Here is a 20,242-nt window from a genome sequence, read left to right as displayed (position 1 = left end):
AAAATTGCTAAGTTTGTAACTGCCGGATTGCCGGAAATAGTTCCTCAGTACATTGCTTTTAACAAATGGATTCGCCTAGTACCTACCACGTTCCCGTCATGTTGTCCGAGTGCCTGGAAGGCCTTCAAATACAGCCTGATGGCGTTTATGTCGACGTCACTTTCGGTGGCGGCGGGCATTCCAGGGCTATTCTGGAAAGGCTTACGACCGGCCGGTTGCTGGTTTTCGATCAGGACCCCGATGCGGTCGCTAACGCGCTGGAATTCAAGGATGATCCACGGTTTACATTCATCCCGGCCAATTTCAGGCATTTGAAGCGCTATCTGAAACTCAACAAGGCGCCGCAGGTGAACGGCATCCTGGCTGATCTTGGCGTTTCGTCGCACCAGATCAACACGCCTGAGCGGGGGTTTTCTACCCGTTTTGACGCCGACCTGGACATGCGCATGAATCCCAATACCGAGAAAACGGCCCGCGAGGTGCTTAAAACACGCTCGGCAGGAGAATTGCAACGCATTCTGGGGATGTATGGAGAAGTGACCAACGCCCGCACAGCCGCGGAGGCAATTATCGCCGCCCGATACAATACGCCAATCGAAACCGTTAATGACTTGAAAAGCATTCTCATGCGCTATGCGCCCAAGCACCGCGAGAACAAGTATTTCGCACAGGTGTTCCAGGCGTTGCGGATCGAGGTGAATGATGAACTGGCGGTGCTCGAAGAGTTTCTCACGCAGGTGCCCGAGGTGCTCACGCCCGACGGCAGGCTCGTGGTGATGTCGTACCATTCGCTGGAAGACAGGCTGGTGAAAAATTACATCCAGAAAGGGAAGTTTTACGGAGAAGTCGAGAAGGACTTTTATGGGAACGAGCTCAAACCGCTGAAAAGCGTCACGCGCAAGCCCATCGAAGCGACCGCGGAAGAGGTAGCCGTAAACCCGCGCGCCAGAAGTGCTAAGTTGCGGATTGCGACGAAGGCGTGACGGTACCGGTGTGTGACGAAGTCAGGTGTGGTCAGGTATTGTCAAGTGTTGTCATTTATCGTCAAGTATTGTCAGAAATAGTATACATATTATTGAGTGAGAATATTTTACCGCGCGGCGAACCGCAATAAATGACCATTCATGACAACACCTGACTACACTTGACAACACTTGACCAAAACCCAGTCGCTCAAATATTCAACGTAACGTTACACATGGCTGAAAATAGAAAACGACCGAAACCAGTTCCGCCCAAACCGCCGAAGCGGAAGCGGGAATATTCGCTATTCAACTGGCTGAACAAGTTTTTGCCGCTCGACAAGGTTTTCGGCGAGAAGTTGCCGGGCCAGGAAGAGCGTTTGCCGGTGAAATACTTTTACTATTTCGGCTGGGTGATCATATTGCTTGTCGCTTATGAGCGGATCGGGTTCCAGTCGGAGGATTATGTGCGGAAAAGCATCAAGCTCAAAAAGGAGGTCGACGACCTGAAAGCGGAATATACCTCCATTCACGCGGAGTATGAGCGGGCCGGGAAACAGTCGGTGGTGGTGGAGAAAGTGCAGGCCGAAGGGTTGGTCGAGAACCTTACCCCACCCAAGAAAATCATTTTAAAAGAAGACGAAGAATAAGCCGTTTTTTTCTCAACGCCTCATGAAAAACGAAGTCGAAAGCGGTCAGAACAATAAAAAAGCACTGATCAACCGGGCCCGTTTGGTCGGCTGGATGCTGTTTTTGCTGGCGATCATGGTTTTCGCCAAGCTGATACGGGTACAGTATTACGATACTTTCAAAGGAAAAACCTGGGCGGAGTATTCGGAAAAGAACGACCTGAAACTGGACACGATCCCGGCTATGCGCGGGAACATTTATGCGAGCGACAACAGCTTGCTCGCGACCTCGTTGCCGTATTATTATGTAGGTTTTGACACCAAAGTCGCCGATTCGGCCTATTTCTACAACCACATCGACGAACTGGCGTCGCTACTCGCCAAAAACTTTAAGGAAAACACGGCCGAAGGCTACAAGAGCAAGATCATGCGTTATCGCGTGAGCAAAAGCAAACGGTATCTACGCCTGAAAAGCAAAGAAATCACGCACCTGGAACGTGAGCGACTTAAAAAGTGGCCATTTTTTGCCAAAGACCGGAAGGGCGGCGGCGGCAAGTTCGAGACGATCTACAAACGCTACAAACCATTCAGCCCTATGGCCGACCGTACCATCGGCGGCATCGACCCGAAAAGCGGGCGCGGGTATATTGGCCTGGAAGCCAGTTTTGACAAACAGCTTGAAGGCCGCCCCGGTATCGGCTGGGTCGAGAAAGTGGAAGGCGGACTGAAAATCCCTGTGGGTGATGCATTGAATGTGCAGCCCGCCGCTGGAAGAGACATTTACACGACGCTCGACATGAATTACCAGGAACGTACCGAGATCGCATTGCGCCGGAAGTTGCTGGAAATGGACGCGGACTTCGGTTCGGTGATCATTATGGAAGTGGCTACGGGCGAAATCAAAGCGATGGCGAACCTTACTAAACGCGGTCCCGGTAAATATGAAGAAGTCTTCAATTACGCATTGGCTGGCAGCAACGATCCCGGCTCGACATTCAAGCTGGCGACGATGATGGCCCTGCTGGAAGAGACCCATATGGATCCCGACCAGGTGACAGTGAACACCGGCGACGGTGCGATGAAATTCCGCAACCACATTATCCGCGACGCGCACCGCGGCGGCTTTGGCACCATTACTGCCTCGCAGGTTTTGGAGAAATCGTCGAACATCGGCATTGTGCAGCTTATGCAACGGTATTTTGCCAACAAGCCTGACAAATACCTGGGTTATCTCAAACAATTTCACCTGAATCAGCCGACCGGCATTCACATGAAAGGCGAAAAGCCGCCATTGATCCGCGATCGGAAATCGAAACAATGGAGCAGCTATTCGATGTATTTCATGGCACACGGCTATGAAATGCAGATGACTCCGCTGCAAACACTCGCTTTCTACAATGCCGTGGCGAATAATGGTTACTGGGTGCGGCCGATGATCGTGCGCGAGATCCGCAATGCAGAGGAAATCGAAGACAAAATCCCGCCATATGTGGAGGAAAAGCCTATTTGCTCGCCCGAAACAATTCGGAAAGTGAAGAAGATGCTCGAAGGCGTTGTGAATGCGGGTTTGGCCAAACACATTAAAAGCGATTTGTACCAGATTGCCGGAAAAACGGGTACGGCGCGGAAGCTGATCAATGGGGTTTATACCGAGGGTAAAAATTATACATCGTTTGCAGGTTATTTCCCGGCCGATAAGCCCAAATACAGTTGCATCGTAATTATCGATAATCCCAAAAGCACAGGGGCCGACTACACCCGTTACGCGGGAAGTGTGGCTGCGCCGGTGTTCAAGGAAGTAGCCGACCGCATTTATGCTTACGACGTGGCCATTCAGAAGCCGGTAAGGGACTCGGTTCCTGAAAAATCGGAGGATGTGAAATGGGCAGGCATTACCAACGACCTGAATGTGATCAGCAAATCATTGAACATGACGCCGGCGCCGGAAGAGAGCGAATATGCGGCGGCGTCACTCTACAAAAAGGGTAAAACCAAATGGAACCCACGCGAGGTCGATGCACGCGATGTGCCGAACCTGCAAGGCATGTCGATGCGGGATGCTTTGTATTTAATGGAAAACAAGGGTTTCAGGGTAACATTCAAAGGCTCGGGCAAGGTGGTGGAGCAATCGCTACCGCCGGGCAGCAATAAATCAGGAAGCAAGACAATCCTGCTTACATTACAATAATCCTTCATGGAAAACGAACAAGTGTTGAGCAGCCTGCTCGGCGAAGTTAAAGGAGCCATTATCCATGGTTATGCCGATGCCAAGGTCAAGAATATCATTCTGGATTCCAGAAGAGTACTGCCGGGAAGCCTTTTTGTGGCATTGCGCGGCACACAGGTGGATGGCCACCAGTTTATCCACACTGCCGCGGAGCTTGGCGCTACGGCTATCTTGTGTGAAGAGTTGCCGGAAAGTGTAAGGGAAGATGTTACCTACGTTCAGGTGGAGGATTCCGCGGCAGCTATGGGGCTGATCGCCGCCGCATTCTACGGACATCCTTCCAAAAAGGTAAAACTCGTGGGGGTAACCGGTACCAACGGCAAAACTTCCGTGGCCACGTTCCTCTTCCAACTTTTCCGGGCATTGGGCTATCGTTGCGGCTTGCTGTCGACGGTTCAGAATCAGATCGAAGATGAGGTTATTCCTTCCACGCACACCACGCCCGATGCCGTTGCATTGAATGCGTTGCTGGCTCAAATGGCGGCTCGCAATTGCAGCCACGTGTTTATGGAGGTGAGCTCGCATTCCGTCGCGCAGCATCGTATTACCGGCTTGCATTTCGCGGGGGGGATTTTTACCAACATTACCCACGATCACCTCGATTTCCACAAGACTTTCGATAATTACATCAAAGCCAAAAAGGGCTTTTTTGATGCGCTCCCCAAATCCGCATTCGCGTTAATAAACATTGACGACCGCCGGGGCAATGTGATGGTGCAAAATACCAAAGCGCGTGTTGAAACCTACTCGCTGCAAACGCTCGCGACTTTCAAAGGCAAAATTATCTCGGATACGCTCGCGGGGATGCATATGGAGATCAACAATCAGGAAGTTTGGTTCCGCGTGATCGGCCGATTCAACGCCTACAACCTGCTTGCAGTATATGGTGCAGCGGTGCTTTTGGGTGAGCAGGAAGAGGCTGTTCTGACAGAACTTTCCAACCTGAAAAGCCCTCCCGGGCGCTTCGAGCAATTCCATTCCGCGGACCATATCGTAGGCATTGTGGATTATGCGCACACGCCCGACGCGCTCGAAAATGTGCTCGAAACGATCACGCATTTGCGGCAGGGTAATGAGCAAGTCATAACGGTGGTAGGCTGCGGCGGTAACCGCGATGCCGAAAAGCGTCCTAAAATGGCGGAAATCGCCTGTCGGTACAGCAACCGTGTGATCCTGACCTCGGATAACCCGCGTTTCGAAGATCCGATGGATATCCTCGACCAAATGCGGAAAGGCGTGCCGGCATTGGATTACAAAAAAACAACGGTGATCGAAGACCGCCACGAGGCCATTCTCAAAGCCGGACTGGAAGCGGAGCCTGGCGACATTATCCTGATCGCTGGCAAAGGGCACGAGAATTACCAGGACGTAAAAGGCGTAAAACACCATTTCGATGACAAGGAAGTGCTGATGGAAGTGTTCGCAAAACGGGCGGGCAATTAAAAATCACTATGCTTTTGGCGTAGTCTATTAAAAAAACCAATTTTGCAGCCGTCATCCCAACACGCTTTTTCATGCTCTATTATCTCTTCGATTATTTAGACAAACAATTCAACATTCCCGGGGCCGGGGTATTCCAGTATATCTCGTTCAGGGCGTTGGGTGCGACGGTTTTGTCGCTGTTTATCGCTGCTGCCTACGGAAAGTCGATTATCAATCTGCTGCGTAGAAAGCAAATGGGCGAATCGATCCGCGACCTTGGGCTGGCGGGTCAAATGGAGAAAGCGGGAACACCTACCATGGGCGGTTTCATCATCCTGGCGTCGTTGCTGATCCCCGTATTGCTGTTTGCGAAATTGAGTAATGTCTACATCGTTTTGCTGATTATCACAGCTCTCTGGACGGGTGGTATCGGGTTTCTGGATGATTATCTAAAGAAGTTCAAGAACAATAAGGACGGATTGGCCGGGCGTTTCAAAATCGTAGGCCAGGTAGGGTTGGGATTGATCGTCGGTATTACGCTTTCTTTTAATGATAATGTCAAAATCCGCGTGTATGACCAGCCCGTGCTGAGTTCCAGCCTGGGCGAGGTGCAGCGCTACCGTGACATTATCCACCCGACGGTAACGACCATCCCTTTCATCAAGAACAACGAGTTCGACTACCGGGCACTGCTTTTCGGCTGGCTGCCCGAAGAATATACCTGGGTAATCTACACCATCATCGCGATTTTCATCATCACCGCCATTTCCAACGGGGCCAACATTACCGATGGTATCGACGGCCTCGCGGCAGGCGTTTCAGGCATTATCGCATTGACGCTCGGTGTATTGGCATACCTGTCGGGTAACACCAAATTCTCGCAATACCTCAACATCATGTACATTCCCAATTCGGGGGAGCTGGTAATATTCTGTGCGGCGTTCATAGGGGCCTGTGTCGGGTTTTTATGGTACAATGCATACCCTGCACAGGTATTTATGGGCGACACGGGCAGTTTGATGCTCGGCGGGGTGATTGCCGTCGTGGCGCTGGCGATCCGCAAGGAGTGGCTGATCCCGGTTATGTGCGGGATCTTCATTGTCGAGAATGCGTCGGTGATATTACAGGTCAGTTATTTTAAATACACCAAAAAGAAATACGGTGAAGGGCGAAGGATATTCCTGATGTCGCCATTACACCATCATTACCAGAAAAAAGGCATTCACGAAGCGAAAATCGTCACACGCTTCTGGATTGTCGGTATCATCCTGGCGATTTTGACGCTCGCGACGTTGAAGTTACGGTAGAAGGAAAAAGGGGAGGAAAGGGAGGAAAGGGAGGAAGGGGAGCCCAACGAAGAATGTCAGTCTGAGCGCAGTCGAAGACAATCCTTACCGTATGGACTGTCTTCGACTGCGCTCAGACTGACATCTTTTTTTTGTGGTTTTTAGTCTGATGATATCGGAGTAATTTATTCTCTTAGTTCCATCAACATCTCTTCGGTGATGTTGTTCTTGCTTCTGAAATCGGCCACGGTTTCGGAGAATGAGTTTTGAAGGTTTTCCACATTCTGGAGATTTTTATAAACACCGTCGTAAATCTCGTTCAGGGATTTGTCGAGGTTTTGGACGTTGACGTTCATGTTTTCTGTTTCAATCTGACCAATCTTCTTGATCACGGCAGTTTCGCTGTTTTTCAAATCCTCGATCTCGCGCAGGATTTTCTCCATGGTCTTAAACTTCTCGATCTTATCCATAAGTCTTTTTCAAGATTGTTTTCAGGATAAATAGTTAAAATATCATACCAAACCGAATGCGCCTCCCGGTAAAATGGGCCATATGCGTGCTTTTGAAAGCTATGAACACGAAAAGCTTCGCATGCAGTCTGCTGACCATTTTTGCGCTGTCAGCAACCTATATTTCAGCCCAAACCCCCGAAAAAACGACCCAGTGGAAAGGTTTTGAAAAAGTAGAATTTACATTTCAGGACCGCAATGCGTGGTTTGTGAAACCAAAGAAGGCGATTGAGGGCAATCCGTGGGTATGGCGGGCACATTTCCCCACATGGCACACGGATATGGACAGTATTCTGCTCTCACGCGGGTTCCATGTGGCGTATGTGAACACCAACGACATGTTCGCCCATCCCAAAGCCATGCAGGTGTGGGACGCTTTTTATGATTACCTCGTAAAGGAAAAGCATTTCTCCCCGAAAGTGGCATTGGAAGGCGTAAGCCGCGGCGGGTTGTATGTGTACGGCTGGGCGAAGCGGAATCCTGATAAAGTAAGCTGCATTTACGCCGAGGCACCCGTTGCCGATCCAAAAAGCTGGCCCGGCGGCAAAGGAAAAGGCAAAGGCTCGCCCAAAGACTGGGAGGCCTGGAAGCAAATTTTTAACATGAACGAAGAGCAGGCCGCCAGTTTTACCGACATCCCGCTGAACGACCTGGCCGGGTTAGCATCTTACAAAGTGCCAATCGTCCATGTGGTAGGATTAAAAGACGAACATGCGCCGGTTGCTGAGAATACGGATCTGCTCGTCAGAAATTACCTCGCATTGGGCGGGCCTGTAAGCGTGTACCCGATGACGCGCGGCGAGCAGACGCTGGAAGGCCATCACTTCCCGATCGAGCATCCCGAATTCTTTGCCAATTTTATCGAAGAGAATAGCGTGCCGGTTCAAAGGCCGCTGTTGCATACGCCTTATATTACTTTGAATAAAGGCCTGGGCAATGCATTTGAGAAGTTCAGGACTACCAGAAAAGGGACTGTCGCATTCCTCGGCGGCTCCATCACCCACAACCCGGGCTGGCGCGATAAAACCTCTCAATATTTGCAGGAGCATTTTCCCGACACTGAATTCAAATTCATCGCTGCCGGCATTCCATCGCTGGGCAGCACGCCGCATTCCATGCGTTTCAGCCGCGATGTGCTCGCGAAGGGAATGCCCGACTTACTTTTTGTAGAGGCAGCCGTAAACGACCGGGGGAACGGTTTCAGCGAAAAAGCGCAGGTAAGGGCATTGGACGGTATTTTGAGACAGATGTATGCAGCTAATCCGACAGCGAATGTGGTGATGATGGCCTTTGCGGAGCCTAAAAAGAACGACGACTATGAAGCCGGCAAGGAGCCTGTGGAGGTAGGTGTGCACGAGCGCGTGGCGAAGCATTATGGCGCGGTTTACATCAACCTGGCGAAGGAGGTGTACGACCGCATTAAGGCGGGGGAATTCACGTGGAAGTACGATTTTAAAGACTTGCACCCATCGCCCTACGGCCAGGAAATTTACGCTCAGACCATTAAGGAAATGCTGAAAATGGAATCACGGGTGACCGGGGATATTAGCTTACCCGCGCCAATGGATCGTTTCAGCTATGATAAAGGCAGTTATCACAAACTCGAAGAAGCCAAAAATCTGAAAGGATTCACGATCGACCCGGATTGGAAGCCCAAAACCAAGTTTTCAACCCGCGAAGGATTTGTAAACGTGCCTATGCTGGTGAGCGAAACAGCCGGATCTTCCCTCAATTTCGAGTTTAAGGGCCGTGGCGTAGGTATCGCGATCATTTCCGGGCCCGATGCCGGGAAGATTACTTACACCATCGATGGCAAAAAGCCACAGACGCTCGATACTTATACACCTTGGAGTAATCAGCTGCATTTGCCATGGTATTTAATGCTCGCGGATGAATTGTCGGCCGGGAAGCATAAGCTGCATTTGACGATTTCGGAGGATAAGAATGAGAAGAGTGAAGGGAATGCGGTTAGGATTGTGCATTTGCTTGTGAATGACTAAATAGTTGAATAGCGAAACTTGTTTAGGCAAGTCTTAACACACTATTTGATGAATTATGAAAAAGAAGGATTCCACAGAAGAAGATTTTTGGGACAAACTTGATGTTGAAACCAGGCGTGCGATCAAAGAGGGAATTGAAGATGGTAATCAGGGAAGGGACTGTGAGGCTTTCGAATACCTGCGCGCCACATACGGGGTACGGCCGTCGAGAAATCCGCGCGTTAAAGAAATATTGTCAATCGAGCCGTTTGTAATCAAGGCACTCTGGACTGATGGAATCGTCAGATCGGTCGATTTCAGCAGTTTTCTTCAAGAATATGCTGAAAAAGAAGGAAGCATTTTCAAGAAAATTCTCGATAGGAATACTTTCAAGCAGGCTCAAACCGACGGGCGTACGATCTACTGGGATGGATTAGCAGAAATGGTCGATTATGATGGCAAGATCATTCCTGCGCCGCTCGATTTCTGCCCGGACGTCCTTTTCCAAAACTCAACTCCGGCCTAACGCCCCGTCTGCGTAGTATAAGTACTCTCAAAAATTTTATCCGCATTACCTGCCTCAAAGCCATCCCGGCGGTGTTTTCTTTTGATTTCACCCGCTGGCAGATCGGCGAACTCCGGCAGCACTTTCCTTTCGGCAAATTCTACATATGAGCCGGAAATACGCAGCTTTTCACCATTGGCAAATTCTGCATTCAGCATTTCGGCCACTGTAGCGCTTTGCAATAACCCGCCATCGGGGCTTACTTTAATTTTACCGCCAGAAGTATTCAGCTTAATGCCGTGTTTTTCCAAAAACTCATTGAATTGGGCAACGGTATTGAAGCCTTCGGGTAAGTTATGGACGCTGATCGTAAAATGGTTGAGGTAATAGCGGTTGTAGATCACCCAGGCGGCGTATTCACTTTCTTTGAGCAGCGATTGGTAGTCGGAAACCGTCGGTGTGCGCCATAGCGGCTGGTGCAGGAATGCGTCTACGGCTTCGCCATTGTCGAGGTCGAGGGAATCGACGGGATCCGTGGCAACTTCGTCGGTGTAGCTGCGGATAATGCGCTGGCTCTCCTCCGACAGGTCGCCAACGCGGAGCTCGCTCACGAAAATGCGCGGATCGGTTTCGCGGGGTGGGGCGTACCACCAGGCGTCGAGCTTTTTACCTTCGAAAAAATAATGGTCGCGTTTTTCGTAGCCGTAATGCAGGAAAATTTTCTCGAACGACTGCACACCAAGCTGAGGTACACCCATCGTACGGAATGCGATATGGTCGTTTTCGATGGTATCCGCGCTGTCGACAATGCCGTCGCTCACCATCGCGTCGAGGATAATGCCTACGTCGGGCACACGCTCTTTGTAGCGGCGCATTAATCCATTCAGAACGATATCGAGAGTAGCGAGTTTGCTGGCTGACGTTCCCATATTTTCAAAGTTTGATGATTATGAAGTGTCGCCCGCGCGGGAGCACGATTGTGCGCGCCCGCGCGAGGCTTTTTATCCTTTCGACAATTCCGCCGACCGCACCTGCGCCGCGAAAATGCCTTTTTCAAGTGTCTTATCAAGTTCTCCGGCTTCAAACTGGCGCAATGCAGCCTCGGTGGTGCCGCCCTTGGAAGCCACCGCCTTGATCAGGTCGTCGAGCGACTTATCGGCGGTGTTGATCAGGTGATAGGAGCCCAGCATGGTTTGTTTCACGAGCAATGCGGCCACGTTTTCTTCGAAGCCCATTTGCTTGCCGGCTTCGATCATCGCTTTTACGACGTAAAAAAAGTAAGCCGGACCGCTTCCGCTCAATGCCGTCACGGCGTTCAGTTGCTCCTCGTCTTCGAGGAATACCGACCGGCCGGTTGCATTGATGAGGTTTTCTATTTTACGCAATTGATGAATATCTACTTCGGGTGATGCCGAATAGGCGGTGATCCCCATTCCAAGCATTGCGGGCGTGTTCGGCATCGCGCGGATCACCGGTTTGTGGTCCAATGCATTCTGAATGCCTTCGATCGTGACGCCGGCCATGATCGACAACACTACCTGGCTGGGCTTGATCACTTCTTTGAGCGCACCGGCTACCGAAAGAAAATCCTGCGGCTTCACTGAAAGGATGATCAGGTCGTATTCGCTGATCTGCGGGCCGATTATGCCCGTGATCACGCCCGGCTGGAAGCTCGTGAGGCTGTCCATGCGGTCGGTGCTTTTTTCAACCAGTAAGAAGTCCTGGTTTTTAACGAGGTCAAATTTCAGGAAGGCGCGGGCGAAGGCCATGCCCATGTTGCCGCAGCCGATGATAGCAATTTTCATTTTTGGACTAAACTAATGGTATCGTAAGGATTTTGGCGAATGTCGTAACTTTTAAGGAATTATCAGTCCTGTGTTGCAGGGTATGGCAAATGCCTTTGAAGAAAATTCTGTAATCAGTATTTGTTGTAGTCTTATATTTTGAAAAATACGGACAAAGCATTTGTTTAGGGTAATGTATTTTCCCTCTTGCCAAATTATCTAATTTTATTGTAATACTCCTATTATGGCTATAAAAGTTGCTATTTCGCACAAAACAAGATATAAGTTCGACCGGAGTGTTTCACTTTCACCGCATATTTTCAGGTTGCGCCCCGCGCCGCATTCACGTACGCCGATCGAGGGCTATTCGCTGAAAATTACGCCTGAAAACCATTTCATCAATTGGCAGCAGGACCCGTTCGGAAATTACCAGGCACGGGTTGTGTTCCCGGAAAAGACGACCGAGCTGAGCATCGACGTGGAGGTGATCGCTAAAATGCAGGTGATCAATCCGTTTGACTTTTTTGTGGAGGATTATGCGGATAAATATCCGTTCAAATATGAAGCGACCCTGGAAAAGGAGCTGGGGCCCTATCTCGAGCCGCGCGAGGCCGGTCCGCTTCTGATGGATTTTATTGCGAATCTGAATATTCAGCCGGATATTAAGACGGTCGATTTTCTGGTATACCTTAATCAGGAGCTATACAAGGCCATTAATTACAATATCCGAATGGAAGCGGGTGTGCAAACCTGCGAGCAGACGCTTACAATTCAAAGCGGTTCCTGCCGCGATTCGGCGTGGCTGCTGGTGCAGGTCCTGAGGCATCTGGGCATCGCGGCGCGGTTCGTGTCGGGTTACCTGGTGCAACTCACTTCCGATATCAAGTCGCTCGACGGGCCTTCGGGTCCGGAGGCGGATTTTACCGACCTGCACGCATGGACGGAGGCTTATGTACCGGGCGCGGGATGGATCGGTCTGGATCCTACTTCCGGCCTTTTTGCCAGTGAAGGGCATATTCCGCTCTGCTGCACGCCCGATTACGCCAGCGCAGCCCCGGTTTCGGGGGCTACGGATGTTGCCGAGGTGACTTTTGAATTTGATAACAAAGTTTTTCGCATTCACGAAGATCCGCGGGTGACCAAGCCCTATTCGGAAGAACAATGGGCCCAGGTAATGCAAGTGGGCTACGATGTGGAAAAGGATTTGCAGGAAAACGACGTCCGCCTTACCATGGGTGGTGAGCCTACCTTTATTTCCATAGATGATTACGAATCGGCCGAATGGAACACGGCGGCGGATGGGCCGTTGAAGCGGCAATTGGCATATGATCTTTCATTGAGGCTTAAAAACCGGTTTGCGCACGGCGGACTGCTGCATTTCGGGCAAGGCAAGTGGTACCCGGGTGAATTGTTCCCTCGCTGGCAATATGCCTTGTACTGGCGGAATGACGGCGTTCCGATGTGGAAAAACGATGACCTTGTGGCGAAAGAGGGTCAAACAAAATATGCTTTCGGGGATGCTGAGGTTTTTACCAATGAATTAACCAAATACCTCGGCCTCGATACCAACAACATTACGCCGGCTTACGAAGATCCTGTTTACTGGGCAATGGAAGAGGGCAAACTGCCTGTCAATGTGGATCCTTTGAAAGTGAATTTGAAGGATTCGGTAGAACGCCGGACGCTGGCCAAGTTGCTCGAAAAGGGCCTGAATAACCCTGCGGGGTTCGTGATACCTGTCAGGTGGGACGGGGTGCATTGGACTAGCACGGCCTGGCAGTTCCGGCGCGGCAACTGCTTCCTGATTCCCGGTAATTCGGCAATGGGTTACAGGCTGCCGTTGAATTCGCTGCCGGAGATTGCCAAAGAACGCCGTGAACAGCCTGTGGAGCGCAGCCCGTTTGAAGATTTGCCTGCGTTGGCAGATTACCAGCCTATTGTGCAGGCACGGTACGGCTCGGTAGCGCCCGCTTATGAGTTGCCATTGAATGTACAGCCGGTTGACGAGGAACAAGATTCAAAGAAAAACAAAGAAGAAGAAACCCAGAATAACCTTCTTTTTGACGTGCCGGTGATCAAAACGGCGATTTGCGTCGAGGAGCGCGACGGCATTATCTACATTTTCCTGCCGCCGACGGATTACCTGGAACATTACCTCGACCTGATGGCGTCCATTGAAGCCACTGCGGAGAAACTAAAAATGCCGGTGCGCATTGAAGGCTACCCGGCACCATCGGATTACCGTGTGCAGAAACTGATCGTTACACCGGACCCCGGCGTAATCGAGGTAAATATTCATCCGGCGAAAAACTGGCAGGAGCTGGTCGATAACATCAGTGCATTGTATGAAGAGGCATTCTTCTCGCGGTTAGGCACGGATAAATTCATGGTGGATGGCCGGCATACCGGCACGGGTGGTGGTAACCATGTGACCATTGGCGGGGCCAAGCCGGTCGACAGTCCGATATTGCGCCGTCCCGATCTGCTGCGTAGTTTGCTGACCTACTGGCAGCATCACCCGGCGTTGAGTTACCTTTTCGCAGGACCATTTATAGGCCCTACCAGCCAGGCGCCACGCATCGACGAAGGCCGCGACGAGCGGCTTTACGAAGTGGAAATCGCATTTGACCAGATTCCCGAACACGGCGAAGTGCCATTCTGGATGGTCGACCGCATTTTCAGGAATTTGTTGGTGGACATCACCGGTAATACGCACCGGTCGGAGTTTTGCATGGATAAGCTGTATTCGCCCGACTCGTCGAGCGGACGGCTGGGTATTTTAGAGTTCCGCGCATTCGATATGCCTCCGCACAAGCACATGAACCTCGTGCAGACGCTGCTTATACGCGCGCTCATTGCGAAGTTTTGGAAGGAACCTTATAAACATAAACTGATCCGCTGGGGCACCGAGCTCCACGACCGCTTCCTGCTACCGCATTTCGCTTACCTGGACATGGTGGATGTGGTGAACGACCTCAAAGCGGCGGGCTACAATTTCGATATTTCGTGGTTTGATCCATTCTTCGAATTCCGTTTCCCGCACTATGGCGGCATCACGGTCGACAATATACAGCTGGAATTGCGCCTGGGCATCGAGCCGTGGCATGTTTTGGGAGAGGAATTGTCGAATGCCGGCACCGCGCGGTTTGTGGATTCCTCGCTCGAAAGGTTGCAGGTAAAAGTGAGCGGTTTTGTGGAAGGAAGGCATATTTTGGTCTGCAATGGATGCCGTGTGCCGCTCCGGAGCGCGGGAATTAAGGGCGAATATGTTTCGGGAATCCGGTATAAGGCCTGGAACCCGCCATCGGCATTACACCCGACGATCGGGGCTGATGCACCACTGGTTTTCGATATTGTGGATACCTGGAATAACCGTATATTGGGCGGCTGTACCTATTTCGTTTCGCACCCCGGCGGGCGCAGTTTTGATACTTATCCGGTCAATGCTTTCGAGGCCGAATCACGCAAAATCAGCTTGTTCCAGGGATTTGGGCATACGCCGTCGGCTACCCGCGAGGTGCCGGTTGTGGAGAAGACATCCTCGGGCGTTTCCCGGTTTGTAGCCGAAACGAAAAAGGAAATGCGCGGCGACACCCCGATCGAACTGATCAATCCGGAGTATCCCAATACACTGGATTTACGCAAATTCTGGAAATCGCGATAGATTTGCAGTATAACCCTGATTTTGAATATGCTTACCGAGGCTTCCGTGAACCTGTTACAATCCTATCAAGCCGGCCTTACTTCTTACGACGAGGTGCTGGATACCAACGGAAAATTGAAGCCGAACTGGCAGGCGCTCTTTGCCACACTGGAAAAACTGGGCATCGGGGAGCTTCAAAACCGTAATCAGGAGATTATCAGCAAGCTGCGGGAGAATGGCGTGACCTATAACGTCTACGGCAGTCCCGACGGCATGAACCGCCCCTGGCAGCTCGACCCGATCCCGTTCCTGATTGAGCACCGCGAATGGGACAAGATTTCGAAAGGGTTGCAGCAGCGGGCGATATTGCTCGACCTCATTTTGAAGGACATATACGGGCCCAGAAATCTCGTCAAAGATGCCGTCATTCCGGCGGAGCTCGTTTTTGAAAACACAGGATTTTTACGCCCTTGCATTGATATCAAAGTCCCCGGCCCGCGGCAGCTGACGTTGTTCGCGGCCGATATGGCACGTGGCCCGGATGGGCAAATGTGGGTGCTCGACAGCCGCACTCAGGCGCCATCGGGTTCAGGCTACACGCTCGAAAACCGCATTGTGATGAGCAAGCTGCTGCCCGAGCTGGCCGACGGCATGTATGTGAGCAAGCTCTCGCCTTTTTTTAACAGTATCCAAAACACAGTTCTCAGGCTGTCGGACAAAACCCGAGACGCCCCGAATATTGTTTACCTTACCCCCGGACCGGGCAATGAGGCCTATTTCGAGCATGCTTACCTGGCTTCGTACCTGGGTTACACGCTCGCGCAGGGAGACGACCTGCTCGTGCGTAACGGGAGCGTGTGGCTGAAATCCATTGACGGGCTGCAAAAAGTGGATGTGATCGTCCGCCGCGTCGACGACGACTGGTGCGATCCACTTGAATTACGCGAAGATTCCCGCCTGGGCGTGCCGGGGCTTTTGCAGGCAATCCGGCTCGGTAATGTGCAGGTGATGAACCCGCCGGGATCGAGCGTGCTGGAAAATCATGCATTTCTCGCATTCATGGAAAATATATGTCAGTATTTCCTGGGGGAAAAGCTGATTATGCCTAATGTGGCTACCTGGTGGTGCGGGCATCAGAAGGAACTGAGTTACGTGCTCGATAATATCGACGAGCTGATCATCAAAAAGGCGAATCGCAAATCCAAATTCGCCTCGATCTATGGCCGGACCCAGAGCAAGGAGGAAAAGGAGAAGTTGAAAGCGATGATTATCCAGCGGCCGCATGACTTTATCGCGCAGCAGGAGGTAAGCCTTTCCACAACCCCTTCATTGATCGATGGCGTGATAGAGCCCCGGTATGCAGCGTTGCGGGCATTTATGGTAGCTGATGAAAATGGTTATCATGTGATGCAGGGCGGACTTACGCGCAGCTCGGCGGTGAAAGACCGGTTTGTGATTTCCAATCAGCAGGGAGGTTTTTCGAAGGATACGTGGATCGTTTCCGATAAATCCGATGAACCGCAGGAAAGGATTGTCCTGAATACGCCTGCTGCGGTGAACAAGCACGTGTCGCTGCCGAGCCGGAGTGCCGAAAACCTTTTTTGGGTTGGGCGATACTGCGAGCGAACGATGGCCGTGATCAAGTTTATGAACATCACCATCAATGTGCTCAACCTCGATCGCAACTTCGGTGGATCGGCGAAGCAGGAGCATATTAAGGTGCTTTTACAGTCGCTGACACACGTTTCATCCACTTATCCCGGCTTTTTGGATGGGGATGAAAAGCTGAATGATCCATACAAGGAAATCATCGCATTGATTTCCGACAATTGTCGCGCCGGGACGATCGCTTCGAACATCGGCTCGTTTCTGAATGCTGTCGGTGCGGTTAGGAACCAGTGGGAGCTGGAAATCTGGCGCATTGTGGACCTGATCGATAATGGCTACCACGAGATCCGGAATGCGTCGCACATGAACAGTACCAACATCCAGCGGACGCTCGATGGGCTGTTCAACAACATGTTTACGTTCCTGGGCGTGATCGCGGAGAGTATGCCGCGGGATAACAGCTATCTGCTGCTGGAAACCGGGAAACTGATTGAAAGGATATTGTCCAGAATCAGCGTGATTCAGTCGAATTTTGGCGTGGTGCGTACGGCTGCTGTGGAGAATGAGCTGATCGAAGCCACCTTGATCAACCATCATATGCTGGTGAATTACCGGCAGATCTATAAGTCGCATTTGAGTGTGGAGGCGATGCTGGATATGATTTTGCTGGAACCGCGGTTGCCTTATTCACTAACCTACATGCTCGATGAGCTGGGTAAAAACCTGGCGGAACTGCCGGCTACTGCACACGGAGAAAGACTGAATGAGGCCGAAAAGCTCGCTTTGAAGGCTTCGACGCTGATCAAGCTCTCGAATATCCAGGATTTATGTAAATGCAATGCGGACGACGAGCGGGAGGAGCTTTTCAGCCTGCTGGCGGAAGTAGCACGGCTGGTTAGCTCGGTATCCATTTATCTTACCAACCAGTATTTCAGCCATACTTTGATACACCACTCTTTCGAACCGATGGACTACGATACGGATGAAGTATAAGCTGATCCATAAAACAGAATACAAATACGCCGAGGCCGTGAATAACTACCACAGCCTCGTGTGCCTCACTCCACGCACGCTACCCGACCAGCTTTGTCAGGATTTCAGCATTAAAATCACTCCTGAACCGGCACAAATCAGCGAGCGTGTTGATTTTTATGGTAATACCACCCATTATTTCTCTCTGCATTCGCCGCACAAAACGCTTACGGTGCTCACGACGGCGATCGTCGAACGTTTGAAAGAGCGTACGGGCTCGTTGTTCATTCCCTCGTCGGTAACGAGTGGGGAGGCCAGGGAGCGGCTCACGGGCGACCGCGCGACGAAGATTTCCGTTTTGGAATACACATTACCCAGCCCGCTGGTGAAATGGGATGCGGAAATCAAGGCGTTTGCCAGTGATTGCTTTGATGATAAAGTGCCTTTGTATGAATGCGTTGCGAAACTTTGCCGGAAGATTTTCACCGAATTCAAGTTCATGCCCGATTTTACGACGGTGAATACGCCCATTAAGGAGGTACTGGCTGCTAAAAAAGGCGTTTGTCAGGATTTTTCGCACCTCGCCATTGCCTGTATCCGCAGTTTTGGTTTCGCGGCACGGTACGTGAGCGGGTACCTCGAAACGCTTCCGCCGCCGGGAAAACCCAAGTTGCAGGGCTCCGACGCTTCGCATGCCTGGATCTCGGTTTTTATCCCCGATTACGGCTGGTGCGATTTCGACCCGACCAATAATGTAGTGCCCGGTGAGCGCCATATCGTCACGGCCTGGGGCCGCGATTACAGCGATGTGCCGCCGTTGAAAGGCATTATTTTCAGCTACGGAAAACACACGCTTTCAGTAGAAGTGGACGTGATCCCGATTTAATACCGGAATGGGCTGCATTTACCCCATTTTTTAACAGAATGGTTCCGGTAAAGAATTTGAGAATTGGCCGGTGTTGCCTAATTTTACCAGATCATTTTGAAATAAGTGTACAAAACCTCTTTTAATGTAACCGCGCAGGTCGGTCTGTATCAGATGCAATGATGCTGCGGTGGTTTCTTCTAAGAATTAATAATTATCAGAATTACGAATGAAAGAAATAGCATTTAGAGATGCCATTCGCGACGCTATGTCGGAAGAGATGCGCCTTGACAAGAGTATTTTTTTGATGGGGGAAGAGGTTGCGGAATACAACGGTGCTTATAAGGCGAGTCAGGGAATGCTCGATGAGTTCGGCCCTGAGCGCGTGATCGATACGCCTATCGCGGAGCTTGGCTTTGCGGGGATTGCGGTAGGAGCCGCCGGAAACGGCCTGCGCCCGATCGTCGAGTTCATGACGTTCAACTTCTCGCTCGTGGCGATCGACCAGATCATCAACAGTGCGGCGAAAATTCTTTCGATGTCAGGTGGCCAGTACGGTTGCCCGATCGTGTTCCGCGGACCGACCGGTAATGCAGGTCAGCTGGGCGCGCAGCACTCACAGAACTTCGAAAACTGGTTTGCCAACACGCCGGGTCTGAAAGTGGTCGTTCCTTCGAACCCTTACGATGCAAAAGGTCTTTTGAAATCATCTATCCGTGACAACAACCCGGTTATCTTCATGGAATCGGAGGTGATGTACGGTGATAAAATGGCTGTTCCCGAGGAAGAATACCTCATTCCACTGGGCAAAGCCGATATCAAACGCCAGGGTAAAGACGTAACGATTGTTTCTTTCGGTAAAATGATCCCCCGCGTGGTAATGCCGGCGGTGCTTCAACTGGAAAAAGAAGGTATCGACGTGGAAGTGGTTGACTTGCGCACTGTTCGCCCGATCGACTACGCTACCGTGATCGAATCGGTTAAGAAAACCAACCGCTGCGTGGTGGTGGAAGAAGCCTGGCCATTGGCTGCCATTTCTTCGGAACTCGCTTACCACATTCAGCGCCATGCATTTGACTATATGGATGCGCCGGTGATCCGTGTGAACAGCCGCGACGTACCTCTTCCATATGCGCCTACGCTGATCGAAGAGATCCTGCCAAGCGTGAAGCGTACGGTAGAGGCCGTGAAATCGGTGCTTTATAAATAATCTTCAGAGATTCACAGCAAAGCCATTACCGATCCAGGTTTTGGCTTTGTTGATTATAGCCCCTGATGTCGGTGTTAGTAAGTTTCTCATTTGAAAGTGGTTATTAATTAAATACTATTCCGAAATAGGCAGAATACTAGTACTTTTGTGCTTTGAACGCTCCTTGATGTAGACTAACAAATCAATTCAGATTATGCAAGAAGAACGAACAAGATATTCAGAGGAAGAATTAAAGGAGTTTGAAGAGCTGATCCGTGGGAAACTGGAAGCGACAAGAAGTGAGCTCGAATACATTAAAACAGGATTGAGTAAAAAGAACGATAGCGGCACGGACGTAACAGCCGGAGCAGCCAAATTGGTGGAGGATGGGGCAGATGCCAGTGAGCGTGAGAATTTGAGCCAGTTGGCGGCACGTCTTCAAAAATATTCGGTACAGCTCGAAAACGCGCTGATCCGCATTAAAAACGGTACTTACGGCATTTGCATCGACACCGGCAAGCTGATCCCGAAAGAGCGCCTGCGCATCGTACCGCATACACAGCAAACCATTGAAGCGAAGCTGAAACGGGCTAGCTGATATTCATCAAGACCAAATAGGACAGAAAGCGGGTTATTCCAAAAGGAGTAGCCCGCTTTTTTGT

At 50.9% G+C, this 20,242-nt stretch carries 15 protein-coding genes; 12 read left to right on the top strand and 3 right to left on the bottom strand.

Features of this window, described 5'->3' with window-relative positions; all coding sequences use genetic code 11:
• The first annotated feature begins 65 nt into the window (after positions 1 to 65).
• The 5 genes from rsmH (at position 66) to mraY (ending at position 6,547) form a co-directional block, all read left to right on the top strand.
• Positions 66 to 983: a 16S rRNA (cytosine(1402)-N(4))-methyltransferase RsmH gene (gene rsmH / locus CLV60_RS12135; RefSeq protein WP_229210934.1), complete on the top strand. Its 918-nt coding sequence runs from the start codon at positions 66 to 68 to the stop codon at positions 981 to 983.
• 215 nt (positions 984 to 1,198) lie between these two features.
• Positions 1,199 to 1,612: an FtsL-like putative cell division protein gene (locus CLV60_RS12130; RefSeq protein WP_106595648.1), complete on the top strand. Its 414-nt coding sequence runs from the start codon at positions 1,199 to 1,201 to the stop codon at positions 1,610 to 1,612.
• A gap of 22 nt (positions 1,613 to 1,634) precedes the next feature.
• Positions 1,635 to 3,779, top strand: a complete 2,145-nt coding sequence (locus CLV60_RS12125; protein ID WP_106595647.1) for a PASTA domain-containing penicillin-binding protein — start codon at positions 1,635 to 1,637, stop codon at positions 3,777 to 3,779.
• Between the two features lie 6 nt (positions 3,780 to 3,785).
• Positions 3,786 to 5,261, top strand: coding sequence for a UDP-N-acetylmuramoyl-L-alanyl-D-glutamate--2,6-diaminopimelate ligase (locus CLV60_RS12120; RefSeq protein ID WP_106595646.1), 1,476 nt, complete (start codon positions 3,786 to 3,788; stop codon positions 5,259 to 5,261).
• A 71-nt stretch (positions 5,262 to 5,332) separates the two neighbouring features.
• On the top strand, positions 5,333 to 6,547 hold the full coding sequence (mraY, locus tag CLV60_RS12115) for a phospho-N-acetylmuramoyl-pentapeptide-transferase (protein WP_106595645.1): 1,215 nt from the start codon (positions 5,333 to 5,335) through the stop codon (positions 6,545 to 6,547).
• A 164-nt stretch (positions 6,548 to 6,711) separates the two neighbouring features.
• Here mraY and CLV60_RS12110 read toward each other — a convergent pair whose 3' ends face one another.
• On the bottom strand, positions 6,712 to 6,996 hold the full coding sequence (locus CLV60_RS12110; RefSeq protein ID WP_106595644.1) for a hypothetical protein: 285 nt from the start codon (positions 6,994 to 6,996) through the stop codon (positions 6,712 to 6,714).
• Between the two features lie 101 nt (positions 6,997 to 7,097).
• Between CLV60_RS12110 and CLV60_RS12105 the strand changes: the two genes are divergently transcribed.
• On the top strand, positions 7,098 to 9,035 hold the full coding sequence (locus CLV60_RS12105) for an SGNH/GDSL hydrolase family protein (protein ID WP_106595853.1): 1,938 nt from the start codon (positions 7,098 to 7,100) through the stop codon (positions 9,033 to 9,035).
• 55 nt (positions 9,036 to 9,090) lie between these two features.
• Positions 9,091 to 9,540 carry a DUF2442 domain-containing protein gene (locus CLV60_RS12100; RefSeq protein ID WP_106595643.1) on the top strand — a complete coding sequence of 150 codons (450 nt, stop codon included), beginning with the start codon at positions 9,091 to 9,093 and terminating at the stop codon, positions 9,538 to 9,540.
• Here the strand turns inward: CLV60_RS12100 and CLV60_RS12095 are convergent.
• Both CLV60_RS12095 and proC read right to left on the bottom strand, forming a co-directional pair.
• The gene (locus tag CLV60_RS12095; RefSeq protein ID WP_106595642.1) at positions 9,537 to 10,448 is read right to left on the bottom strand and encodes a DUF1338 domain-containing protein; all 912 of its coding nucleotides are present in this window, start codon (positions 10,446 to 10,448) and stop codon (positions 9,537 to 9,539) included. The genes CLV60_RS12100 and CLV60_RS12095 overlap by 4 nt on opposite strands.
• Positions 10,449 to 10,520: 72 nt before the next feature.
• A complete protein-coding gene (gene proC, locus CLV60_RS12090; RefSeq protein WP_106595641.1) occupies positions 10,521 to 11,324 on the bottom strand; it encodes a pyrroline-5-carboxylate reductase in 804 nt (267 codons plus the stop codon).
• 223 nt (positions 11,325 to 11,547) lie between these two features.
• On the opposite strand from proC, the gene CLV60_RS12085 reads away from it, so the two are divergent.
• The 5 genes from CLV60_RS12085 (at position 11,548) to CLV60_RS12065 (ending at position 20,178) form a co-directional block, all read left to right on the top strand.
• Entirely contained in the window at positions 11,548 to 14,967 is a 3,420-nt protein-coding gene (locus CLV60_RS12085) for a transglutaminase family protein (protein ID WP_106595640.1), read from the top strand.
• Positions 14,968 to 14,994: 27 nt separating this feature from the next.
• On the top strand, positions 14,995 to 17,547 hold the full coding sequence (locus CLV60_RS12080; RefSeq protein ID WP_106595852.1) for a circularly permuted type 2 ATP-grasp protein: 2,553 nt from the start codon (positions 14,995 to 14,997) through the stop codon (positions 17,545 to 17,547).
• Positions 17,537 to 18,412: a transglutaminase family protein gene (locus CLV60_RS12075; RefSeq protein WP_106595639.1), complete on the top strand. Its 876-nt coding sequence runs from the start codon at positions 17,537 to 17,539 to the stop codon at positions 18,410 to 18,412. Before CLV60_RS12080 ends, CLV60_RS12075 begins: the two co-directional genes overlap by 11 nt.
• Before the next feature lie 208 nt (positions 18,413 to 18,620).
• A complete protein-coding gene (locus CLV60_RS12070; RefSeq protein ID WP_106595638.1) occupies positions 18,621 to 19,601 on the top strand; it encodes a pyruvate dehydrogenase complex E1 component subunit beta in 981 nt (326 codons plus the stop codon).
• A 190-nt stretch (positions 19,602 to 19,791) separates the two neighbouring features.
• Positions 19,792 to 20,178 carry a TraR/DksA family transcriptional regulator gene (locus CLV60_RS12065; RefSeq protein WP_106595637.1) on the top strand — a complete coding sequence of 129 codons (387 nt, stop codon included), beginning with the start codon at positions 19,792 to 19,794 and terminating at the stop codon, positions 20,176 to 20,178.
• Positions 20,179 to 20,242 lie beyond the last annotated feature (64 nt).

Origin of the sequence: Dyadobacter jiangsuensis (assembly GCF_003014695.1) — a bacterium.
Lineage (GTDB): Bacteria > Bacteroidota > Bacteroidia > Cytophagales > Spirosomataceae > Dyadobacter > Dyadobacter jiangsuensis.
The sequence above is the reverse complement of the archived record's forward strand: the minus strand, read 5'-3'. Positions and strand labels throughout refer to the sequence as shown.